The organism is Lysinibacillus sp. NPDC093216, assembly GCF_050280325.1.
Lineage (GTDB): Bacteria > Bacillota > Bacilli > Bacillales_A > Planococcaceae > Lysinibacillus.
Genome location: NZ_JBNNVB010000023.1, coordinates 12,760 through 31,776, shown reverse-complemented (window position 1 = coordinate 31,776; position 19,017 = coordinate 12,760). Strand labels below are relative to the sequence as shown.

25 protein-coding genes are annotated in these 19,017 nt (G+C 36.9%); 8 read left to right on the top strand and 17 right to left on the bottom strand.

The features are described from left to right. The first annotated feature begins 67 nt into the window (after positions 1-67). The gene (locus ACQKOG_RS20570; RefSeq protein ID WP_370078059.1) at positions 68-550 is read left to right on the top strand and encodes a divergent PAP2 family protein; all 483 of its coding nucleotides are present in this window, start codon (positions 68-70) and stop codon (positions 548-550) included. 236 nt (positions 551-786) lie between these two features. Here ACQKOG_RS20570 and ACQKOG_RS20565 read toward each other — a convergent pair whose 3' ends face one another. From ACQKOG_RS20565 to ACQKOG_RS20545, 5 genes are all read right to left on the bottom strand, one after another. Beyond that, positions 787-1,116 (bottom strand): YuiB family protein, encoded by a 330-nt coding sequence (locus ACQKOG_RS20565; RefSeq protein ID WP_370078061.1) that lies wholly within the window; start codon positions 1,114-1,116, stop codon positions 787-789. 814 nt (positions 1,117-1,930) lie between these two features. Beyond that, positions 1,931-3,724: a carbon starvation CstA family protein gene (locus ACQKOG_RS20560; protein ID WP_370078063.1), complete on the bottom strand. Its 1,794-nt coding sequence runs from the start codon at positions 3,722-3,724 to the stop codon at positions 1,931-1,933. 118 nt (positions 3,725-3,842) lie between these two features. Beyond that, positions 3,843-4,589: a LytR/AlgR family response regulator transcription factor gene (locus ACQKOG_RS20555; RefSeq protein ID WP_370078065.1), complete on the bottom strand. Its 747-nt coding sequence runs from the start codon at positions 4,587-4,589 to the stop codon at positions 3,843-3,845. 4 nt (positions 4,590-4,593) lie between these two features. Next, positions 4,594-6,345, bottom strand: coding sequence for a LytS/YhcK type 5TM receptor domain-containing protein (locus tag ACQKOG_RS20550; RefSeq protein WP_370078272.1), 1,752 nt, complete (start codon positions 6,343-6,345; stop codon positions 4,594-4,596). 23 nt (positions 6,346-6,368) lie between these two features. Further along, positions 6,369-6,866 carry an NUDIX hydrolase gene (locus tag ACQKOG_RS20545; protein ID WP_370078067.1) on the bottom strand — a complete coding sequence of 166 codons (498 nt, stop codon included), beginning with the start codon at positions 6,864-6,866 and terminating at the stop codon, positions 6,369-6,371. 170 nt (positions 6,867-7,036) lie between these two features. Between ACQKOG_RS20545 and ACQKOG_RS20540 the strand changes: the two genes are divergently transcribed. Further along, positions 7,037-7,588: a hypothetical protein gene (locus tag ACQKOG_RS20540; RefSeq protein ID WP_402869285.1), complete on the top strand. Its 552-nt coding sequence runs from the start codon at positions 7,037-7,039 to the stop codon at positions 7,586-7,588. Positions 7,589-7,720: 132 nt separating this feature from the next. On the opposite strand, the gene ACQKOG_RS20535 is transcribed toward ACQKOG_RS20540, so the two are convergent. Continuing rightward, positions 7,721-8,164: a MarR family winged helix-turn-helix transcriptional regulator gene (locus ACQKOG_RS20535; RefSeq protein ID WP_427448186.1), complete on the bottom strand. Its 444-nt coding sequence runs from the start codon at positions 8,162-8,164 to the stop codon at positions 7,721-7,723. Positions 8,165-8,308: 144 nt separating this feature from the next. On the opposite strand from ACQKOG_RS20535, the gene ACQKOG_RS20530 reads away from it, so the two are divergent. Further along, positions 8,309-8,800 (top strand): CarD family transcriptional regulator, encoded by a 492-nt coding sequence (locus tag ACQKOG_RS20530; protein WP_370078073.1) that lies wholly within the window; start codon positions 8,309-8,311, stop codon positions 8,798-8,800. A gap of 60 nt (positions 8,801-8,860) precedes the next feature. Here ACQKOG_RS20530 and ACQKOG_RS20525 read toward each other — a convergent pair whose 3' ends face one another. Beyond that, positions 8,861-9,034: a hypothetical protein gene (locus ACQKOG_RS20525; RefSeq protein ID WP_370078075.1), complete on the bottom strand. Its 174-nt coding sequence runs from the start codon at positions 9,032-9,034 to the stop codon at positions 8,861-8,863. 532 nt (positions 9,035-9,566) lie between these two features. Further along, a complete protein-coding gene (locus ACQKOG_RS20520) occupies positions 9,567-9,938 on the bottom strand; it encodes a HesB/IscA family protein (RefSeq protein WP_370078077.1) in 372 nt (123 codons plus the stop codon). A 346-nt stretch (positions 9,939-10,284) separates the two neighbouring features. Between ACQKOG_RS20520 and ACQKOG_RS20515 the strand changes: the two genes are divergently transcribed. After that, positions 10,285-10,977 carry a DUF2225 domain-containing protein gene (locus tag ACQKOG_RS20515; RefSeq protein ID WP_370078079.1) on the top strand — a complete coding sequence of 231 codons (693 nt, stop codon included), beginning with the start codon at positions 10,285-10,287 and terminating at the stop codon, positions 10,975-10,977. Between the two features lie 50 nt (positions 10,978-11,027). Here ACQKOG_RS20515 and ACQKOG_RS20510 read toward each other — a convergent pair whose 3' ends face one another. Next, on the bottom strand, positions 11,028-11,264 hold the full coding sequence (locus ACQKOG_RS20510) for a NifU family protein (protein ID WP_010857481.1): 237 nt from the start codon (positions 11,262-11,264) through the stop codon (positions 11,028-11,030). Positions 11,265-11,347: 83 nt separating this feature from the next. Between ACQKOG_RS20510 and ACQKOG_RS20505 the strand changes: the two genes are divergently transcribed. Further along, positions 11,348-11,683: a YuzD family protein gene (locus ACQKOG_RS20505; RefSeq protein WP_370078081.1), complete on the top strand. Its 336-nt coding sequence runs from the start codon at positions 11,348-11,350 to the stop codon at positions 11,681-11,683. A gap of 59 nt (positions 11,684-11,742) precedes the next feature. On the opposite strand, the gene ACQKOG_RS20500 is transcribed toward ACQKOG_RS20505, so the two are convergent. Further along, positions 11,743-12,807, bottom strand: a complete 1,065-nt coding sequence (locus ACQKOG_RS20500; RefSeq protein WP_370078083.1) for an NAD(P)/FAD-dependent oxidoreductase — start codon at positions 12,805-12,807, stop codon at positions 11,743-11,745. 341 nt (positions 12,808-13,148) lie between these two features. On the opposite strand from ACQKOG_RS20500, the gene ACQKOG_RS20495 reads away from it, so the two are divergent. Next, entirely contained in the window at positions 13,149-13,385 is a 237-nt protein-coding gene (locus tag ACQKOG_RS20495; protein WP_285398312.1) for a YuzB family protein, read from the top strand. 118 nt (positions 13,386-13,503) lie between these two features. On the opposite strand, the gene ACQKOG_RS20490 is transcribed toward ACQKOG_RS20495, so the two are convergent. Beyond that, a complete protein-coding gene (locus ACQKOG_RS20490) occupies positions 13,504-14,259 on the bottom strand; it encodes a TIGR01457 family HAD-type hydrolase (protein ID WP_415731831.1) in 756 nt (251 codons plus the stop codon). Beyond that, on the bottom strand, positions 14,256-14,708 hold the full coding sequence (locus ACQKOG_RS20485; protein WP_427448185.1) for a DUF86 domain-containing protein: 453 nt from the start codon (positions 14,706-14,708) through the stop codon (positions 14,256-14,258). The genes ACQKOG_RS20490 and ACQKOG_RS20485 overlap by 4 nt, the downstream gene beginning before the upstream one ends. An 88-nt stretch (positions 14,709-14,796) precedes the next feature. Here ACQKOG_RS20485 and ACQKOG_RS20480 point away from each other — a divergent pair, with 88 nt between their 5' ends. Further along, positions 14,797-15,063: a DUF3055 domain-containing protein gene (locus ACQKOG_RS20480; protein WP_068985326.1), complete on the top strand. Its 267-nt coding sequence runs from the start codon at positions 14,797-14,799 to the stop codon at positions 15,061-15,063. A 167-nt stretch (positions 15,064-15,230) separates the two neighbouring features. Here the strand turns inward: ACQKOG_RS20480 and ACQKOG_RS20475 are convergent, their stop codons facing one another. Both ACQKOG_RS20475 and ACQKOG_RS20470 read right to left on the bottom strand, forming a co-directional pair. Continuing rightward, positions 15,231-15,425, bottom strand: coding sequence for a hypothetical protein (locus ACQKOG_RS20475; protein ID WP_142510565.1), 195 nt, complete (start codon positions 15,423-15,425; stop codon positions 15,231-15,233). A gap of 64 nt (positions 15,426-15,489) precedes the next feature. Further along, positions 15,490-16,017 carry a D-glycero-alpha-D-manno-heptose-1,7-bisphosphate 7-phosphatase gene (locus ACQKOG_RS20470; protein WP_370078089.1) on the bottom strand — a complete coding sequence of 176 codons (528 nt, stop codon included), beginning with the start codon at positions 16,015-16,017 and terminating at the stop codon, positions 15,490-15,492. A 122-nt stretch (positions 16,018-16,139) separates the two neighbouring features. Here ACQKOG_RS20470 and ACQKOG_RS20465 point away from each other — a divergent pair, with 122 nt between their 5' ends. After that, positions 16,140-16,349, top strand: a complete 210-nt coding sequence (locus ACQKOG_RS20465; RefSeq protein ID WP_370078091.1) for a hypothetical protein — start codon at positions 16,140-16,142, stop codon at positions 16,347-16,349. 98 nt (positions 16,350-16,447) lie between these two features. Here ACQKOG_RS20465 and ACQKOG_RS20460 read toward each other — a convergent pair whose 3' ends face one another. The 3 genes from ACQKOG_RS20460 to yunB all read right to left on the bottom strand — a co-directional run bounded on the left by ACQKOG_RS20460 (position 16,448) and on the right by yunB (position 18,995). Beyond that, a complete protein-coding gene (locus ACQKOG_RS20460) occupies positions 16,448-16,801 on the bottom strand; it encodes a YutD family protein (protein ID WP_370078093.1) in 354 nt (117 codons plus the stop codon). 32 nt (positions 16,802-16,833) lie between these two features. Continuing rightward, entirely contained in the window at positions 16,834-17,757 is a 924-nt protein-coding gene (gene lipA / locus ACQKOG_RS20455; protein WP_370078095.1) for a lipoyl synthase, read from the bottom strand. 449 nt (positions 17,758-18,206) lie between these two features. Next, entirely contained in the window at positions 18,207-18,995 is a 789-nt protein-coding gene (yunB, locus tag ACQKOG_RS20450) for a sporulation protein YunB (protein WP_427448183.1), read from the bottom strand. Positions 18,996-19,017 lie beyond the last annotated feature (22 nt).

Below are 19,017 nucleotides of genomic sequence, written 5' to 3'. Positions count from 1 at the left end.
CGCGTTATATTTGGCTTTTAGAAAATAATGAATGTTATAATAAAAACAATTATAAGTGAAGGTTGTGATGATTATGAGTTTACTTCAAAATACCCCTTTACTCGTTGCCCTTTTTGCAGTTCTCTTTGCACAGTTTGTAAAAATCCCTATTCATTTTTTTATGACAGGCAAGATTAACTGGGGATTATTTACTTCCACCGGAGGAATGCCTAGCTCCCACTCCGCTTCCGTAACAGGACTAACAACCTCTATTGCCTATGAAACAGGATTAGATTCCCCAATTTTCGCTGTAGCCGCTATGTTTTCATTTATCGTCATGTATGATGCGAGTGGAGTACGCTTCCAGGCAGGTCAGCATGCAGCCGTATTAAATCAACTACGTAAAGACTTTCAAACATTGCTACATGATTTAAAAAAATGGCCACAAATGGATGGGCAAGAAAAAATGGAAGAGCTAAAAACATTGCTAGGCCATAAACGGAGCGAGGTAGTTTTTGGGGCATTAACCGGCATTTTTATCGCCATCATCACATACCAGTTTATTTTGTGAAAACAGACACATCCTCATGTTGAGGCTGTGTTTTTTATTTATCGGAATAATTTTGAGATTTATCGGAAACTTTTCACGTTTTATCGGAATCTTTCGTGATTTTATCGGAAACTTTTCTAGATTTATCGGAAACATTCAAAAAAAAATCAGCAGGTGTATTGACACCCGCTGAAAAGTGACTTAAACCCGCATTCATCTCATCACCTATAGAGGTGGGGGACATTTGCTGAAATAAGTTAAAACATTCGATAACCACTTTTACGCAAATAAATCATGACAATTCCCGCAACAATTGAACCGGCAAAGCCACCAGATAAGATTGAAATATCTACAAACTGCAGTGCTTGCAACTTATCTAAAAGTGCTGGAAATGCGGAACCTGGCTTGAAAAAATAATCTAAAAAGCTTACATCATCGATAATAAAGATAACAACAATTGGATACACTATTGCCATTAACCATGTCATTCGCAGAAGCATATTCAATAAAAATCCAATACCAAAGAACATGACGAAAAATAACAAAATTGAAATAATTAACTGTACTAGTGAAACTGGACCATCCATGTATGTATAACCTCCGTTTTCCTCTCATTAGTTTACATGATTACTACAACGCTTTCAATGAACATATCCTTGATTTCGCTTGTTCGTCATATTTAGGGATTGTTACCATAACGTGTGGTTGATTGGCGCTTGAGGGCGTCCGTTGAGCCGCTTCGAGCAACAAATGTTTTTTGCGCGAAAGCGTAGCGCTAACGAAGTGACAGCAACGTGTTTTATCTGTGCGAAAGCGTAGTGCAGTAGCAGGATGGTTTTTGCTCGAAAGCGTAGCGCAGCAAAAAGGTTTTATCTCCGCTAAAGCGAGGCGGCAGCGGCAACAGTATGGTGTTGATACGAAGGCGTTATCACAGGACATGATGGTTTTAGCCTTCGTTCCCCTATGTGCTGTCTCATCTGTGGCGCTAATCCCCAAGGAGTCACCCAGTCGGAACGAAAATCAACTGATTCACATGACATACCACTTTTGAGTATTATCGGAACACCTTTACGTTTTATCGCCCAACTTTTGAGTTTTATCTACTAACTTTCACGTTTTATCAACCAACTTTTGAGTTTTATCTACTAACTTTCACGTTTTATCAACCAACTTTTGAATTTTATCGACATCCACCTACCAAAGAGCGAAAAAGATTCATGCATAAAACTGAGTGTGAATTCTTTTACTTTATTATGTCGTTAAGTCCACTCCCATCAACTTATAAATGGCAAACATTTTAACAAATGCCATCCGCTATTTTGATGATAAACCATAATTAAGAAATTAAAAAACTATTGAAAACTAGTATACGACTAATTTTCAATAGTTTCTCGATTTTAATTATGAAGCTGTTTGTGATAATAAATACTTTGGTGACTTCCAAAGCTCTGCCCATTTTTTAAAGGCAGCTATCACAATTATTAAGCCTAAAATTAACATAATAACAGACAATATACCATTTAACATATTGTATCCAGCAGCCGCTGTATTCCAATAAACATTTTTAATCATCCAAAGGCCAGCTGCATTTACAGTGACATATAAATAGGCTAATGGGATAAAGCAAGTTAAGGCGTAGATTCGCTTATCTGCAACTTTTAAGACTATTGTTACACCACATACTAAACCGATTGTTGCCATCAACTGATTCGAAACGCCAAATAATACCCAAATCGAACTGATATCTCCTGAATACAATAAATAGCCCCACATAAAGCATGCAAGTGCACTTGCAAAGATTGTACCTGGAAGCCAATTTGTACGCTTCAACGGTTTGTATACATTGCCGCCAAAATCTTGAATTAAATAACGCGCTACACGTGTCCCGGCATCAATAGCCGTTAAAATAAAGACCGCTTCAAACATGATCACGAATTGATAGAAGTAAGAAGACATTTCAGCAAACCAAGGAATCCCTGTGAAAATATCAGTCATCCCAACTGCTAGCGTTACAGCTCCACCTGTACGTCCTTCTAAATCCATCCCAATACTTTCCGCTAATGCATGTAAATGTACCGGCTCCATTCCTAAAGTAGCAAAGACTGCTGGGGCTGAATTAATCGCAAAATAATCTGCAGGATGAAGAGCCGTTGCTGCGATTAAAGCCATTACCCCTACTAAAGATTCTACGAGCATAGCACCGAAACCAACGATACGAATATCTTCCCAGCGATCAATCATTTTCGGAGTTGTCCCAGAGCCTACAAACGCATGGAAGCCAGAAATAGCCCCACAGGCAATTGTAATGGAGACAAATGGCCATACTGGGCCAGCAATTACTGGACCACCACCATGAATAAACTCTGTAATTGGTGGAAATTGAATAACTGGGTTCACGAAAAAGACCCCGATGATTAACGCAATAAATACGCCAATTTTCATGAAACTACTTAAATAATCACGCGGCGCTAATAAGAGCCATACAGGTAATGCCGCCGCAAAGAAAGCATAGATAGGTAGAATAATAGCTAAAGTATTACGATCAAACGTTAAAAAATCACCAAATGCTGTTCCTTGAATCATAGGTCCAACAAATACACCGATCATTAACAAAATAAAACCAACTGTTGACGTAACAATTAAATTTCCTGTTTTACGATAAGCAATACCAACAAGCATCGCTATTGGAATTGTAATCCCTACCGCAAAAGTTCCCCATGGATTTCGCTCCAACGCGCCAAGGACAACCATCGATAGCCCGGCCATTGTAATAGTAATAATGAAAAGCATTGCAAGGCCTGTACAGAATCCTGCAACAGGTCCTAATTCCTTCTTCATTACCTCTGATAACGACTTTCCTCCGTGGCGCATAGAAGCGAATAACACTACCGCATCATGTACTGCACCACCGATAACTGCACCAATTAACAACCAAAGGAGCCCTGGTAAATATCCAAATTGTGCAGCTAAAATAGGCCCAACTAACGGTCCAGCTGCCGCAATCGCAGCAAAATGGTGCCCAAATGTTACCCATTTATTCGTCGGAACATAGTCTTTACCATCCTCCATAGCGTGTGCTGGGGTGGGCGTATCATCTTTTATCTTAAGTACCTTCTTTGTGAAAAATATGCCATACAAACGATAGCTAATCATCAGAACACAAATGGAACCTATTACTATTGTAATAGCATTCATGTTATCACTCCTTTTACGTTTTCCACATCATAGCAAATGAATTAAAAGATTATTCGTAAAATTCACCGAAATGTCAGAATTTTAAGTTGAAAGGGTGTTTTCTACTGTTGAAATGCAGTTATTTTGATAGCTGGAAAATCTTGCGCACATCCTTCATATAAAGCCTGCTGATAGGTATCGAATGTCTATTATGCAAAATCAAATTGTATTTAGAGCTACTCCAAGGCTCCAGCTCTACAATATGTTCTAAATTGACGATAAATGCCCGATGGACACGCACAAAACCTTTTAAAGTGAGCTTTTTCTCCAAAACGGCTAACGACTCTGAAGCAAAATATCTCCCTTTTTCAGTGACAACAATCGTCTTACTATCTTCAGACGTACAATATAAAATTTCTTGTATATTAATAAGTAAGATTCGATCATTTATATAAACTGTTAATTTATCAAGCTTGTCCAATTGTAAATCCTTTAATTTCTCCATCGTTTTAGCCTGCGTCGCTCTTCTTTTCGCCACTAGCTTTTCAACTGCACTTTGTACACGCTCTTGCTCAAATGGTTTCAAAATATAATCAAAGGCGTTCACTTCGAATGCCTGTAATGCATACTCATCATAAGCAGTAGCAAAAATAATTTCAGGTTTAAGTATGCTTTGCTGCAGCTGTTTTGCTAATTCAAGGCCATTATTTACGCCTAGCTGAATATCTAAAAACACACAATCAATCTGCTCAAACTGCGGATTCTGCAGTATGTACTCCAGATTCTCCGATTCTCCAATAATCTGGACTAACTTTGTTTGCTCCAATAAATAGCGCAATTCAGCCCTTGCTAACGGTTCATCATCTACTATATAGACATTTAACATTTCTCTACTCCCATCTTGTGGCTTTTAACGGCAGCTGAATCATAATTTTTGTGCCAACGTCCAGCGTACTTGAAACATGAAAATCCGCCTCAGTTCCATAAATTTCATGAATACGTTGATAAATATTCCATAAAGCTGTCCCTGTCCCTTGCTCGGATTGCATGATCGTTTTGCCAAGCTGTTTAACCTGCTCTTCTCCAATCCCACAGCCATTATCCTCTGTTAACAACAATAGCTTATTATTAATTCGTTGCACCTTCACATCAATTTTGCCTTCCTTACGATTTTTAAAGGCATGATAAATGGCATTTTCAACAAGTGGCTGTAAAGTAAATGGGGGAATTTGTACGTCAAAAAGTGATTCATCCAGGTGAAATTGCACATTATAGCGGTTCGGAAACCTCGTTTGTTCAATCGACAAATACGCCTCCACATGGTCAATTTCATTTTTTAACGGAATCAGCATTTGACGAGCGCCCTGCAAATTACTCCTAAAAAATGTACTAAGCTTTATCAATAATGCTCTAGCTTCATCGGCATCCGTTCGAATCAAACTTGAAATCGTATTAAGACTATTAAAAAAGAAATGAGGATGAACCTGTGCTTGTAGCGCTTTAATTTCGGCATCCTTTAACAGCTTCCTTTGCTGCTCAATTTCAGCATATTCAAGTTGCGATGAAAATAGTCGACTGAGGCCCTCAGCAAGCTCCTTTTTCGCCCCTGTTAATGAAGAAACGTTGATAAAATATAACTTTAAAGTACCTACCGTTTTATGCTGTACTTTTAATGGTAAGACAATCGCAGCACTTAATGGACAATCTTCATGTGGACAATTGATTTCTTTTGCGGACATCGCTGTAATAATACGTCCCTCTACTAATACACGCTTCGTTAAAGCCGTCATTATTTCTTGATGAATAACATGATGGTCCTCACCTACTCCTACATGCGCTAAAATTCCATTTGTATCCGTAATCGCGACTGCATCAACCTCAATCTCTCTTTTAATAATTTCCGCAACCGTTCGGCAGGATTCTTCATTTAACCCTTTACGAAAATGTTCAATTGTTTGTTGGGCAATAGAAAAGGCTTGGTGTGTTTGTAATGCTTTTGTGCGCTCTTCTTCATCAATAAAAGTTTTGATAATAATGAAAAATATCAAAATCCCAAAGGCATTCATAAAAATCATCGGTAGCGCTATTAAAGAAACTAATTGCAAAGCTTGTTCAAACGGCTTTGCCACTATTAAAATAATAATCATTTGTAAAGTCTCTGCACAAATTCCGATAATAACAGCTTTTTTATAGGAGAAGGTTTGACGTATTTTTAATTGCTTACTTAAACTACCAGTAATGAATCCTGCTAGTATTGTCGAAACACCACAGGCAACCGCTGTAAAACCGCCAAGGGTAATACGATGAATCCCTGCAATAATCCCCACGCTAACACCAACAAGTGGTCCACCAAAAATACCTGCAATCGCTACGCCAATTAGCCTCGTATTCGCAATGGCTTCTTCTGCATTAATCGTGCTATGTATCATTTGATTTAAAGGATTGATGGACCCACTTTCGATCTTTATCCCTGTATAGCTGCTAACTATACTTAAAGCACTAAAAATAATTATAAGCCATACCTTTTCCTTAACCCCTTGATCTTGAAATAACACTCCCCGAAAGAGCCGCCATCTTGACATTAAAAAGGCAAACACAATGATTAGCCCTACTCGCTCTAACATAAACAAAAATAGCTCCATCATAGGTCCCCTCCTCTGTCACTTTATTTTTTAAAGAACAATTTATAAGAGGAATAGCCAAAGACATCTCCTGGATTAATGCCTTCAATCCCCTCTAATTGATGCTTTTCAAATTGGTTAGATGCCATTTCCTTTAACATCACTGATGTCATTTCATCCTCTGCAAGCTCCTTTGGATACATCCATTTCGCTTCTAATAATTCTTTTTCCTGAATACAAATCTTCTGCTGCTCATCCTTCATCCGACAATAAAAAATCGCCATATTATCACTAATGTCACCACGAATCACACCCGTTCGAAAACCAATTAAGCCTGATACGTAGCAATCGATACCCGTTTCTTCTTTTAATTCGCGAACAACAGCTTCATCTACTGTTTCGCCTGCATTGACAAAACCAGCCGGCAATGACCATCTTCCCTTTAATCCGCTATATGCCTTTTTGACAACTAGCCATTGTCCTAACTCATTTACTGTTACCCCTGCAACACCTAACCAAACTTTTCCTCTATCTTTTTTCATAAGCTTCACCCCTATATCACTATTATAACGGCCAATTTTCCATATATAGAAGTATTAAATCAGAATTTTATGGCTACTTCACAATCGCAAAATACACATATACACTAATTTGTAAACATCTTACACTTTATAAAGAGCGGAATATTCACTCTATTGCAAGGAGGAGATTTATGTTAAACGAATTATCACCTAATGCAAAACTTTTTATTATAGCGATAGTGTTACTTTTACTATTGCCCTTCATTGTTTTCTTGTTGCCATTCACCATTTCCCAAACATTTTATTTTAGTAAAGATAATATCGTGCTGATTACTCCAACAAGCAACTTCACTATGCTTTTCCTAGCAATCGCGTTCATTATTTTAACGTTGATCATGCTTGGATTTAAAAGAAATAAATACACCTATTTGATTTCGATTATAACAATCGTGAGCGGTCTGATTTTAGGCTATTTTTCTCTTTTAAGTTATATCGCTATACAGAATACACAAATTGTTTTCAAAGAATTTCATCATCAAATTACATATGAATGGCAGGATATTAAGGAAGTCATTTATGAGTATGAAATAGGTGCAGCAGGCACTTATTACTTCCAAACGAACAATAACGAAAAGTTTGTTATTAGAGAAAACGGACAATTTGGCTTAGATGAAAAAAGCGCCATTTACAATTTAGCAAATGACAATAGCGCTACATTCGTAGAGCGCGAGAAGGTAAAGTAACTGATTTTTAAAAAAGGCCACTTTCGCGCTGAACGAAAGTGGCTTATGAAATGTAGCCTACCTGCAAAATAGTACTCTACATTTTTATGTTATAAACTTTGTTATTCATGTGCACCATACATTTTCGAATACTTATGCTTCCAACTGCTCGATATCCCAATTAAGCTTTAATATATTTTTTAATCGGATGACCTGATCTTCTCCAATTGTATTGACCAGTTGTTTTTCTATTTCTGCTTTACATAATTGATTTTTTTTATAGCAATCTTCACCAAATTCAGTCATTCGAATAGCTTTATGTTTTTTACTATGTTCGACACTCATAACTGTCACCAACCCTTTAACTTCCAAACTCTTTATTATTTTATGGGTTGCTTGTCTAGAAAATTTAACATTTTTAGCTACATCTGAAATCGTAAGTTGTTTTCGATAAATTATCCCCAAAATATGCCATTCCGAATTTGAAATATAAATATCGTTATGCTTATTCCACTTCTCTTCAGCAAATCTTCGAAGTAGTTCGTGACGTTCGCTCAACAAATCAATTACATCTCGATTCTGCAATTCGTCCTTCAACTAGTTCACCTTCATTTCCTATTTTTCGTTATTAATATACAAAAAACAGCAGCAGTCGTCAACTAAGTTGACAAAAACCTTTTAATTGCTTACAATAGATTTAGTCAACTAAGTTGACAATATAGTTTGTTGGAGGGGATATACATGTACAACGTTGGCGATGTAGTCATTTACTCATCACATGGACTTTGTTCTATTGAAGATATTTGTGAACAAACCTTTAACGACATTACTAAATCTTATTATGTTTTACAACCACTAAATGAACCGCAATTAATCATTCGTACCCCTATTGACAATTCCAAAAAACAGCTTAGAGATGTTATTAAAAAAGAAGAAGCCCTCAGTATTTTACATTCATTCACATCACCTGGTGTGGAATGGATTGAACAAAATACACATCGAATGAGATTTCATTTAGAAATCATTAAATCTGGCAATCGCCAAAAACAAGCAAAGCTGTTAAACACATTGTTACGAAAAAAGCTCGAATATAAGACCAATGAAAAAAAATTCCCTAACCAGGAAGAAAAATTATTGCAATCTTTACAAGATACTATCTTTTCAGAGTTTTCCATAGCTCTTAATAAACCATCCGATGAAATTTATGATTATGTATTAACACAACTTCACTAATTGTGAATTATCGGTGCAGTAATAAGGTCACGATTAGAAATAGTCGTGGCTTATTCTTATTTAGAAAGAAATATAAAAAGGTTCTACTCCATAGTTTAAGCAAAGTAATAGTTCATGTTTAAAATCTTCATTTTCTATTAATAGTAAAGCCTCCTCAACATCAAAAAAACCGACCTCTAAACTTTCACAACTCGTTTGTAATTCACCGCCAACAGGAGTTCCTAACCACCACATATTACAAACACTATTTTTTATTTCTTGTGAAACCCCACAAAACTTTAGAATTTCGATTTCAATTCCAGTTCATTTTAGTTCTGTACAGTACTCTCACACCCATTGAGAAATGAACAGACGAATAATCGTTCACCTCGATACGTTGAGAGGTGTAGAATATTCTATCCGCAATAAGAAGTCATACATGATGTGGAGGTAGAAAATTGATTATTTTTGCGTTTATTATCGTTTACTTCATGCCTATACTCGGGATCATTTTTTGTTTAAATCTTGTCAGCATTTTAACTAAAATTGAGAAGGATGAAAAGACAACGAAGAATACATTTTGGCTTACACTATCATTCGTTCTAATAATTTGGTCTATAGCCATGGGAACTATTATGAAATGACCATCACCCATCAAAACTAGAGGCTTGTGGTTAGGTTATTTCTTCTCCAGAAAACCATACAAAAAAGCCTCTTCAATTTGCTATGTTTTCCAACATACAAATCAAAAAGGCTTAGTATCTACAAACATCTAGATAGTTTATTTTTAATCACAAATCTCAGGTGTACCTTCGCGTTTTGCTGTTTTGAAAGACGTGCCACAGCCACATGATGCGATAGCATTTGGATTGTCGATTGTGAAGCCTCCGCCCATTAGTGATTGCTTATAGTCAATTTTTGTCCCCGTTAAAATCGGCGCATCTTCACGGGAAACAAGAATTGTTAAACCATGTTGTATATCTTCAAAATCATCTTCTTTTTTCTCTTTATCAAAATGCATACCGTATGATAGGCCACTGCATCCGCCACCATTTACAACTACACGTAAAAACGAACCTTGCTCTTCATTGTGCTCCATCATTTCATTAATATGAAAACTAGCCGCTTCAGTAACTTCAATTACTTGCTTACTTGTCATCCCAATCACCTTCCTTCTTACTTATTATCATATCAATTTTGACTATTGTATGACAAACATTCAGCTCCAACAGGATTTTGGTTCATTATTAATAGTTAAGGATAACATTTGTTAAAACGTATGCTAAATAGTTGATTTTGGGACGACAGGGCGACTACTTGGGCTTACCCGATCACTTTTCAGGGACGCGCCCAGTTGGAACGGAAATCAACCTCACATGATCGTGACAAACCTGATTATTAGTAAAAATTCTAATATTTTTCACATTAATAGTATTTTTTATTCATGTTTATGAAATTTACATTGGTATAATAGTTGTAATAAGTCGATGAAAGAGGTATAAAATATGGAGATTTCACCTTATTACGAAAAAAAAATTCAATGTCTTAATTGCAAAAAAGAATTTCCAACATTAAAAGTACGCTCTAAATTCATTAAAGTAGATCATACAGAAACAGATTTTCATCCTATTTATGCAGACGGTGTAAATGCCCTTTATTATAATGTATTTGTTTGTGAACATTGCGGATTTTCATTTACAGAAGACTTTTCAAAATATTTTGCCCCTGGCACGCAAGATGATATTCGTACGCAAATTACAGAAAAATGGGTGCACCATGATTTTAATGGCGAACGCACTGTATTCCAAGCAATACAAGCATATAAATTAGCATTCCTTTGCGGTACGATTAAGAAAGAAAAATTTGTCGCTATAGCTGGGCTTACATTACGTCTTGCATGGCTATATCGTTCACTAAAAAACAAAGGCCAAGAGCAACGTTTTATGACAATGGCTCGAGATTACTATATGGATTCTTATTCAACTGAGGATTACAGCTCAACGCAAATGTCAGATATACGAATTATGTATATGATTGCCGAACTATCACGACGTATCGGTGATTTAGAAAATGCTACACGCTTCTTTTCAAAGGTCATCGAAAAGCAAAGTATTGGTGGAGAAGCGAAAATCATTGATATGGCTAAGGAACAATGGGCTATTATTCGAGAAGAGAAAGAACACGCCCGCCATGTTTAAGAAAAAAAGTTCTAGCCTGAATGTATCAGCTAGAACTTTTTTAAGTCGTTTTAGAATACTTGCTCTACTTCAATAATACCTGGTACTTCTTCTAATAATGCGCGCTCGATACCAGCTTTAAGTGTAATTGTTGAACTTGGGCAACTACCACATGCACCTAATAAACGTAATTTTACAATGCCGTCTTCTACATCTACTAATTCACAGTCTCCACCGTCACGTAGTAAGAATGGGCGTAATTTATCTAATACCTCTTGAACTTGATCGTTAATTGTTGCTTCTGCCATTTGTCTCGACTCCTTTCCTTATAATGATTATAATGTTAGCAACAGAAAAAATCCAATATAGAATCACGAGGAGTGGAAATGAAATGAATCAAACGAAACCAATGATTGAAATTTACGGAACAGCGGTAATCTGCGCAAGTTGTGTCAATGCGCCATCTTCGAAGGATACATATGAGTGGCTACAAGCAGCCATAGATCGAAAATACCCAAACCAAGGATATGATATTCGCTATATCGATATTGAAGGACCAATTGAGAATGAGCGCGATCAAGATTATGCTACACGCATTCAAGAAGATGAATTTTTTTATCCACTTGTCCTTATAAATGATGAAGTAGTGGGCGAAGGCTATGTACAATTAAAGCCTGTATTTACTGCACTTGAAAATTTAGGTTTCGTTCCTGACGAAACCGTTTAAAAGAAATAAAAGGAATTGTCTCAAAAGTAAATTTTGAAACAATTCCTTTTTATAATAAATTAATCATTTTGACGTTTGTAGTACCATAATAACCCTGATTTCATCAAGCGTGCAATACGTCCTGTTACTGTTGTATCTGCTAAATAAACAAAGCCTTGTTTTTTACCAAGAGCTCCCATGAACCCTTTTAATTTAATATCAGGCATTTTCTCAGGTAAGTTTTCGCCTTTCCAACGCATGCGAAGTACTTTGACGATTTGTTCTGCTTGCTCCTCTGCTAACTGCGCAGTTGGAGGTAGTTCTGAAGCAGCACAGTCACCTACAACATATACATGCTCATCATCAAGAAGATTGAAATACTGTGTTACAAGCGGACGCCCTTGTCTATCTTTCTCAACTTCTAAATCGCGAACAATTTTGACAGGCTGTACACCAGCAGTCCAAACTACAGAATCAAGTGCAATTTCTTCTTCGTGATTGTAAATTTTACCTTGATCAATTTTTGTAATATTTGAATTGGCAATGACTTCGACATTATGTTTTACAAACCAGTCTTTTACATATTTACTTAACTTTTCTGGAAAGTCCTTCAAAATACGAGGACCACGGTCGAATAGCTTTATTTTTAAATCTGATCGACTTTCACGCAACTCACTTGCAAGCTCAATACCACTTAAGCCAGCTCCTACAATTCCGACTGTAGAGCCTGCTGGTAAACCACAAAGTGCTTGGAATGTTGAACGTGATTTCGCCATTGTCTGAATGCTATATGTGTACTCCTCTGCACCTGGTACACCATGATATTTATCCTCACAGCCAAGACCAATTACTAAATCATCATATTCAATACGTTGTCCATTTTCTAGAATGACTACTTTTTCCGTACGATTAATTTCAACAACTTCTCCGTATACAGCCGATAAACGTTCATGCTCTGGGAAGCTTACACGAATTTCTTTATCTGTTGCAGTCCCTGCTGCTAATGCGTAAAATTCTGTTTTTAAACTATGGAAAGGCGCTCTGTCTACTAGCACGATTTCTGTGTCTAATGGAACGTTTGGTAATAATCGAAGCATAAGACGCATATTGCCGTAGCCGCCACCTAAAAGTACTAATTTTCCCATAATAGTCTCCTTTTATATCTCTTATATTAATTGTTCACAAAGTATCCACAAATGAGTATAACCGATTGTGAGAAGTTTCACAATATCAGAATGCAATTTTGTGAAAGATTTCACAAAATAAATGCTAACTTGCTTTTTTCGAACGATTTCTACATCATATTGTCGCTATTGTTCGAATTTTCCTTAAATACTGTTTTCTTCTCTTCACTTTTGTAAAGATAGTTTAAATCATTGGCGTGCGCACAATTTATCACTTAGTATCTGCTTTTATCTCATGATTAACTCAAATCATTGACGAATGTTTTAAAAGCTAGTAGCATTACTTTGGTGAGGTGACATGTATGAATCCAATGGTTGAATTTTGTATAAGTAATTTGGCAAATGGCTCTCAAAAAACTTATGAAATACTAGAGCGTGATCCGAACATCGACGTTTTGGAATACGGCTGCCTTAGTTACTGTACAAAATGTTCTGAATCATTTTATGCAATCGTCAATGGTGAACTAGTTGAGGCTGATTCTCCTGAAGAGTTGACGAAAGCCATTTATCAATTTATCGAAGAAAATCCGTTATGGTAATGAAGGCGTAATACCTCATTCATAAAATGATGAAACACTTACTAATACTAAATTTGAACATATAAAAAGGATGTTATGCCAAAAAAAATCGACATAACATCCTTTTTTTATGTTTGAACTAATCAATTAAAGCTTCTACCACATAGGTAGGTTGCTGCTCCTTCTCAAGTACAGCCTTTGTTGGTGTAACACCCGTATTTACATGGATTGTGTCACAGCCAAAACGAATTCCACACATAATATCTGTGTCGTAATTATCGCCAATCATCACCATTTCATCTTTCTTAAAGCCATGCTCTGTTGCAATGACTTCAAGCATTGCAGGTGATGGTTTACCAATATAGATTGGTTCAACGTCTGCAACCTCACCTACTAATCGGGCAAAGGACCCATTACCTGGTAAAAACCCATGTTCTGTTGGGAATTTAATATCTTGATTCGTTGCTATAAACGTCGCACCATTTTGCACAGCAACTGTCGCCTTCGCGAGTGCCATATAATCTAGATTTCGATCAATGCCCATAACAAATACCTCTGGCTCATCCTCAGTAGGTTCAATGCCTTCATTAAATAACGCTTTACGAATACCATCAGAACCTAACATGGCTACTTTTTTGCCAGGGAAATTCAAGGCTACATATTTTGCTGTAACTAATGCACTAGAGTAAATATGCTCTAACGGTGCATTCACACCTATAGCGCTTAAAGCTTCCTGCAGTTGCTCTCTTGTCTTAGAAGAATTGTTTGTAACGTAAAATGGCTCGATTCCTGTTTGTTGTAACCGATGAATAAAAGTAATCGCAGAAGGAATGCCATCCTTTCCACGATACACTGTACCATCTAAATCAAAGCAATATGCCTTGTAGGTTTTCATTGACGATCCTCTGGTAAAAATGCTGAAACAGGGCCGAGTTCATTTGTTAAATAACTATTCACAGCTGGAGAGAATTGCTTTAATGCTGGTAAAGTCGTTGTTAACACATTAACAACTTCCTGAACATCTACATCTATAAATTCACGAACAAGCATTTTACGTAAGCCAACTACTGCTTTTAATGGTGCTTCCATTTCAATAGATACGACTTTTTCATCGATTAAAATATCAATAATATCCTCATAGCTTCCTGGATCACGCATAATGAAACCGTCAATCATTAAATTTCCTACATCCATCATTGACTCCATCACATTGTGACCAATTCGCTCGATTGCTAATTTCTTAATATCATTTTCTAGCCAGCTATCTTCTGACTCTAAAATTGCTAATAGTCCATTTAAGTACTGTAAGTTTTTTGTGATTTTATTACGATCTACAAAATACACAAGGAAAGCCCCCATTCAAATCTTTAAAAGTTGATAGTCATTTCTCTTCTATAGTACCATATCTATAGGACTGGAAGGAGATTAAAAGATGGAACGTTTTTTTTTATATGATGATGTAGAAGATACGAAAACACGCTTTGTTAGTTTTGCAGGGAATAAGTTACGTTATGATTTAGCCATTTTGCAATCGGGCCGTTTCTTTGGAAAAGTGCTTGTCATGGATATTCAATTTGGACGCTTTGCTATAATTGGTCCAGATGATGTAGAAGAGCCTGGCTATCTTGAACACGTATACAATCGCACAGAGGAAGATACAGTCGAGCTACGGGAATATTTACGTGAATTATTAAATTAACACCCTTCAAAGTGGGTGTTTTTTGTATAGCCATTAAGAATTTAATACAAAAAAATTCCGCTTTTCTGCGAACATAGGGTTCTACTTTGCGCACTGAGCAACAGAAGGTTGGCGGAATTTTTTTGTAAATATCTTAAGTATCAATGATGCCTCGACGGATCGTGCTCCTATTTTTCATTATTTAATTTAGCAGGATTATCCTTATTGCGAGGCTTGTCTTTGTTTTCATTGTCGTTTTGTTTTTTGGCTTGTTGATTTTGCCCAATTACTCCTAAGTCATCAACACTAATATCAAAGCCAAAACCATATTCTTCTCGATCTAACGATTTTTTATTTTCTTTAGTCAAATTAATCACCTCCAATAAATAAATTATCCTTTTTTACATGATTTATACGCTTTGTCTTTCCAATTCAACAATACTAGCGTTAGGCTGTTGCATCTTTAATAATCCAATCAGCAGCACTAATTAAATCTGGAAAAATCGCATCTGCCAGCGGATCTTTCTCACCTAAAAATACTCCCTTAGTTCCTGCTCGTTTGCCTGCTATAATATCTGTATCTGTATCTCCCACCATATAGGATTTTGCCATGTCTATATTATATTTTTCACCAAGATCGACGATTAATTTACTATTGGGCTTACGGCAGGCACAGCCAGACTTTGGTTTATGGGGGCAATATACGACTTCGTGAATAATGGCCCCTTCCTTCTTCAATTCTTTTACCATATGCTCATGTATTTTTTGTAGCTGCTTTTCTTTCATAAACCCCAATCCAACGCCACCTTGATTGGTTACTACAAAAATATAGTCGAAGTATTTATTCAATTTTTTTATAGCTTTCGAAACATGCGGCAAGAAATAGAGATCCTTAGGTTTATTGACAAATTTAACGCGATCCGTTAATACTTCATTGATGACCCCATCACGGTCCAAAAATACAGCTTTTTTCATCTAAACAACACACACCTTTAATATAAAATAAGTAGGTTAGTATAATAGCCAAATATACAGGTTCATCTCCATAGCGTGAGGTTGATTTCCGTTCCGGCTGGGCGCTTTCCTGGGGGCGTCCGATGAGCCGCTTCACTCGCGATGCTCGCTCCAGGGTCTCGGGCCAGCACGATGCTGGTCACGAAGGCGTTATCACAGGACGTGATGGTTTTAGCCTTCGTTCCTCTATTGCTGATCCCCAAGGAGTCGCCCAGCCTCCACTCCAATCAACTTATATCAATGGAATATGTTTTATCAGTGTCATCCCAACTTTGGTGAAAAGCCAAAAATAAAACAATTTTTTGCATTCACTTTTATTATTACCAAATTTTAAAAACCTATCACTACAAAGTAAAAACCTGATGCAAAATTTGCATCAGGTTTTAAAAGTTTATTCTGCTATTTGTGCATTCTCAACAAGCTTTGTCACTTCATGATCTTCATTTACTACAGCTTCTGGCTGTTGAGTAGATTTACCGGATTTTCGCAAGACGAAATATGCACAGCCAAAATTACAATACTCAAATAAGTAATCTTGTAGTGTACTAATCTTCGTATCGAAAGTGGCTTTCTGATTTTTATCGTCAAAAAAGCCTTTTAAGCGTAATTGACTATAGCCCCAGTCGCCCACAATATAATCATATCTGGCTAAAATATCTGAGTATCGTTCCTTGAATACTTCCTCTTGAAAAGCTTCTTTGTAATCTTCAATAATCTCGTATTCATATCCTTCAATATTGATCAAAGTGACACCGCCTTCTATTTCAACATTTGTTTTTACTGTTCTGCTTGTAGCTGACGTTCTTTTGTTGCTTCGTTAACTTGTTCATCAGCATGATAGCTACTACGTACAAGTGGGCCTGCTTCACAATGCTTAAACCCTTTTTCCATTGCGATTTTACGCAGTTTACCAAACTCTATTGGAGAATAATACTTTTTAACAGGCAAATGCTTTTTCGTTGGCTGTAAGTATTGACCAATTGTCATAATATCTACGTCGTTTGCTCGTAAATCGTCCATAACTTCTAAAATTTCTTCATGTGTTTCACCTAAGCCGATCATTAATGATGACTTTGTAGGGATGTCTGGCTGCATTTCTTTTGCCAGACGAAGAAAATCTAATGAACGCTCATACTTTGCACGTGCACGTACTCTTGGCGTTAAGCGACGCACTGTTTCAATATTATGATTCAAAATATCTGGCTTTGCATCCATTAACATTTGAAGGTTCTCTTGCAAACCACCTAAATCAGACGGTAAAACTTCAATCGATGTAAACGGACTTTTACGACGAATTGCACGGACTGTTTCAGCTAATACTTGCGCACCGCCATCCTTTAAGTCATCACGTGCTACCATTGTAATAACAACGTGCTTCAAGTTCATAATAGCTACAGAATCTGCTACTCGTTCTGGCTCAGCTAGGTCTAATTCATTTGGTAAGCCTGTTTTAACAGCACAGAAACGGCAAGCACGCGTACAAACAGATCCAAGGATCATCATTGTCGCTGTACGTCGTTCACCCCAGCATTCATGAATATTAGGACAGCGTGCTTCCTCACATACTGTATGCAGATTTTTTTCACGCATGAGCTTCTTTAGCCCTTTATATTCATCATTTGTGTTTAATTTAATTTTTAACCAATCTGGTTTTCTTAAATATTCTTCTTTTCCTTTGCTTGTAGGTTTACAAGATGTCATACGGATATCGCCCCTATCAAATATGTGCAGTTTTTATATTACTATCTTTACTGTTGTCAATGTAACATAATAAATGAACTCCAACAACTATCATAATCAATTTTGCCTCGGCAAAATTGCGTCCGGAACCGGCTTTGTGCTTAGGCCTGCAAATGCTTTTTTGCACGAAAGCGTAGTGCTAACCTAGCGACAGCAACGTGTTTTTGTTTGTGTGAAAGCGAAGCGTCAGCAAAAGGGTTTTATCTGCGCTAAAGCGTAGCGGCAGCGACAGATGTTTTTGCGCGAAAGCGTAGCGTCAGCGGCAACAACATGACGTTGATCACTCAGTCGTTGCCACAGGACCTGGCGTTCTTAGACTGAGTTCCTCTATTTCAGCGGGTGTTTGAAAACCTGTACCTGTCGCTACGCTTTCGGTACAAAAGACATTCGCCGAAAGAAGGCAAACATTTCTACTTTTTAGGAGAGACAGGTACTTGAATGGAAGGTGTCTCTTTACTACCATTTGAATAAACATCTGGAACTGCTCCCCTTACTAAGCCCATTGCCACCGGAATATCCTGAGTAACTGTAGTAGTTTTACTAGCAAAAGGGACAATAATTTGCACATTTACTTCTATATGAATCCCTACCGTCATATACGCACTATTTATACCAAATTCCTCTATTGAAGAAGTAACTTCACTATGCACATTGCCAATGACATGAAAGCGTATCGGAATTTTAGGTCCTAAATTCCCGATTAAAGGGATATTAGCCGCCTGACTCAACGGCATATAAAAAACTACCCCATTCCCTTCATTAATCTTGTTATAATCATATTCAACATCATCAACATTTGGCAAATGCGACAACTCCCCTTGCTCTGCCTGCTCTAAATACAATTTTACTTGATTGACCGTTTCTGTCCGAACTCGATTAATCGTTTCTGTATTAACTTTCAAATCAGCATGGTTGCCAGGGGATACTTCTACAAGAATATCATTAACATCCATAACACTTGATGTACGAGAATCAATCGCTTTACTCACAACCGAAGATGCAATCTTAGCCGTTTGTATTTCAGCATAATCTAAATAGGTCGGCATAAGCTTCGCATTTAAATAATAAATAAATAAAAAAACACCGATAATAACAAACACAACTACTAAGGTTAATCGATTCAACCGATTTCCTTTTTTTCTATAGGTACCGTGATTACTATATGATCGTAATTTCATTCGTTTTCGAGGGAAAAACAAAAAATCTCCTCCTGTTCCTTAA

Bases quoted from the DNA above. Each gene is read 5' to 3' on its own strand.
- ACQKOG_RS20500 (WP_370078083.1), bottom strand. From the start codon at position 12,807: ATGGGAAAATTAGTACTTTTAGGTGGCGGCTACGGCAATATGCGTCTT.
- ACQKOG_RS20495 (WP_285398312.1), top strand. From the start codon at position 13,149: ATGAATCCAATGGTTGAATTTTGTATAAGTAATTTGGCAAATGGCTCT.
- ACQKOG_RS20470 (WP_370078089.1), bottom strand. From the start codon at position 16,017: ATGAAAAAAGCTGTATTTTTGGACCGTGATGGGGTCATCAATGAAGTA.
- ACQKOG_RS20525 (WP_370078075.1), bottom strand. From the start codon at position 9,034: ATGTGGTGGTTAGGAACTCCTGTTGGCGGTGAATTACAAACGAGTTGT.
- lipA (WP_370078095.1), bottom strand. From the start codon at position 17,757: ATGACATCTTGTAAACCTACAAGCAAAGGAAAAGAAGAATATTTAAGA.
- ACQKOG_RS20555 (WP_370078065.1), bottom strand. From the start codon at position 4,589: ATGTTAAATGTCTATATAGTAGATGATGAACCGTTAGCAAGGGCTGAA.
- ACQKOG_RS20515 (WP_370078079.1), top strand. From the start codon at position 10,285: ATGGAGATTTCACCTTATTACGAAAAAAAAATTCAATGTCTTAATTGC.
- ACQKOG_RS20540 (WP_402869285.1), top strand. From the start codon at position 7,037: ATGTTAAACGAATTATCACCTAATGCAAAACTTTTTATTATAGCGATA.
- ACQKOG_RS20530 (WP_370078073.1), top strand. From the start codon at position 8,309: ATGTACAACGTTGGCGATGTAGTCATTTACTCATCACATGGACTTTGT.
- ACQKOG_RS20545 (WP_370078067.1), bottom strand. From the start codon at position 6,866: ATGAAAAAAGATAGAGGAAAAGTTTGGTTAGGTGTTGCAGGGGTAACA.
- ACQKOG_RS20505 (WP_370078081.1), top strand. From the start codon at position 11,348: ATGAATCAAACGAAACCAATGATTGAAATTTACGGAACAGCGGTAATC.
- ACQKOG_RS20565 (WP_370078061.1), bottom strand. From the start codon at position 1,116: ATGGATGGTCCAGTTTCACTAGTACAGTTAATTATTTCAATTTTGTTA.
- ACQKOG_RS20570 (WP_370078059.1), top strand. From the start codon at position 68: ATGATTATGAGTTTACTTCAAAATACCCCTTTACTCGTTGCCCTTTTT.
- ACQKOG_RS20465 (WP_370078091.1), top strand. From the start codon at position 16,140: ATGAGCCGCTTCACTCGCGATGCTCGCTCCAGGGTCTCGGGCCAGCAC.
- ACQKOG_RS20560 (WP_370078063.1), bottom strand. From the start codon at position 3,724: ATGAATGCTATTACAATAGTAATAGGTTCCATTTGTGTTCTGATGATT.
- ACQKOG_RS20480 (WP_068985326.1), top strand. From the start codon at position 14,797: ATGGAACGTTTTTTTTTATATGATGATGTAGAAGATACGAAAACACGC.
- ACQKOG_RS20510 (WP_010857481.1), bottom strand. From the start codon at position 11,264: ATGGCAGAAGCAACAATTAACGATCAAGTTCAAGAGGTATTAGATAAA.
- ACQKOG_RS20550 (WP_370078272.1), bottom strand. From the start codon at position 6,345: ATGGAGCTATTTTTGTTTATGTTAGAGCGAGTAGGGCTAATCATTGTG.
- ACQKOG_RS20520 (WP_370078077.1), bottom strand. From the start codon at position 9,938: ATGACAAGTAAGCAAGTAATTGAAGTTACTGAAGCGGCTAGTTTTCAT.
- ACQKOG_RS20490 (WP_415731831.1), bottom strand. From the start codon at position 14,259: ATGAAAACCTACAAGGCATATTGCTTTGATTTAGATGGTACAGTGTAT.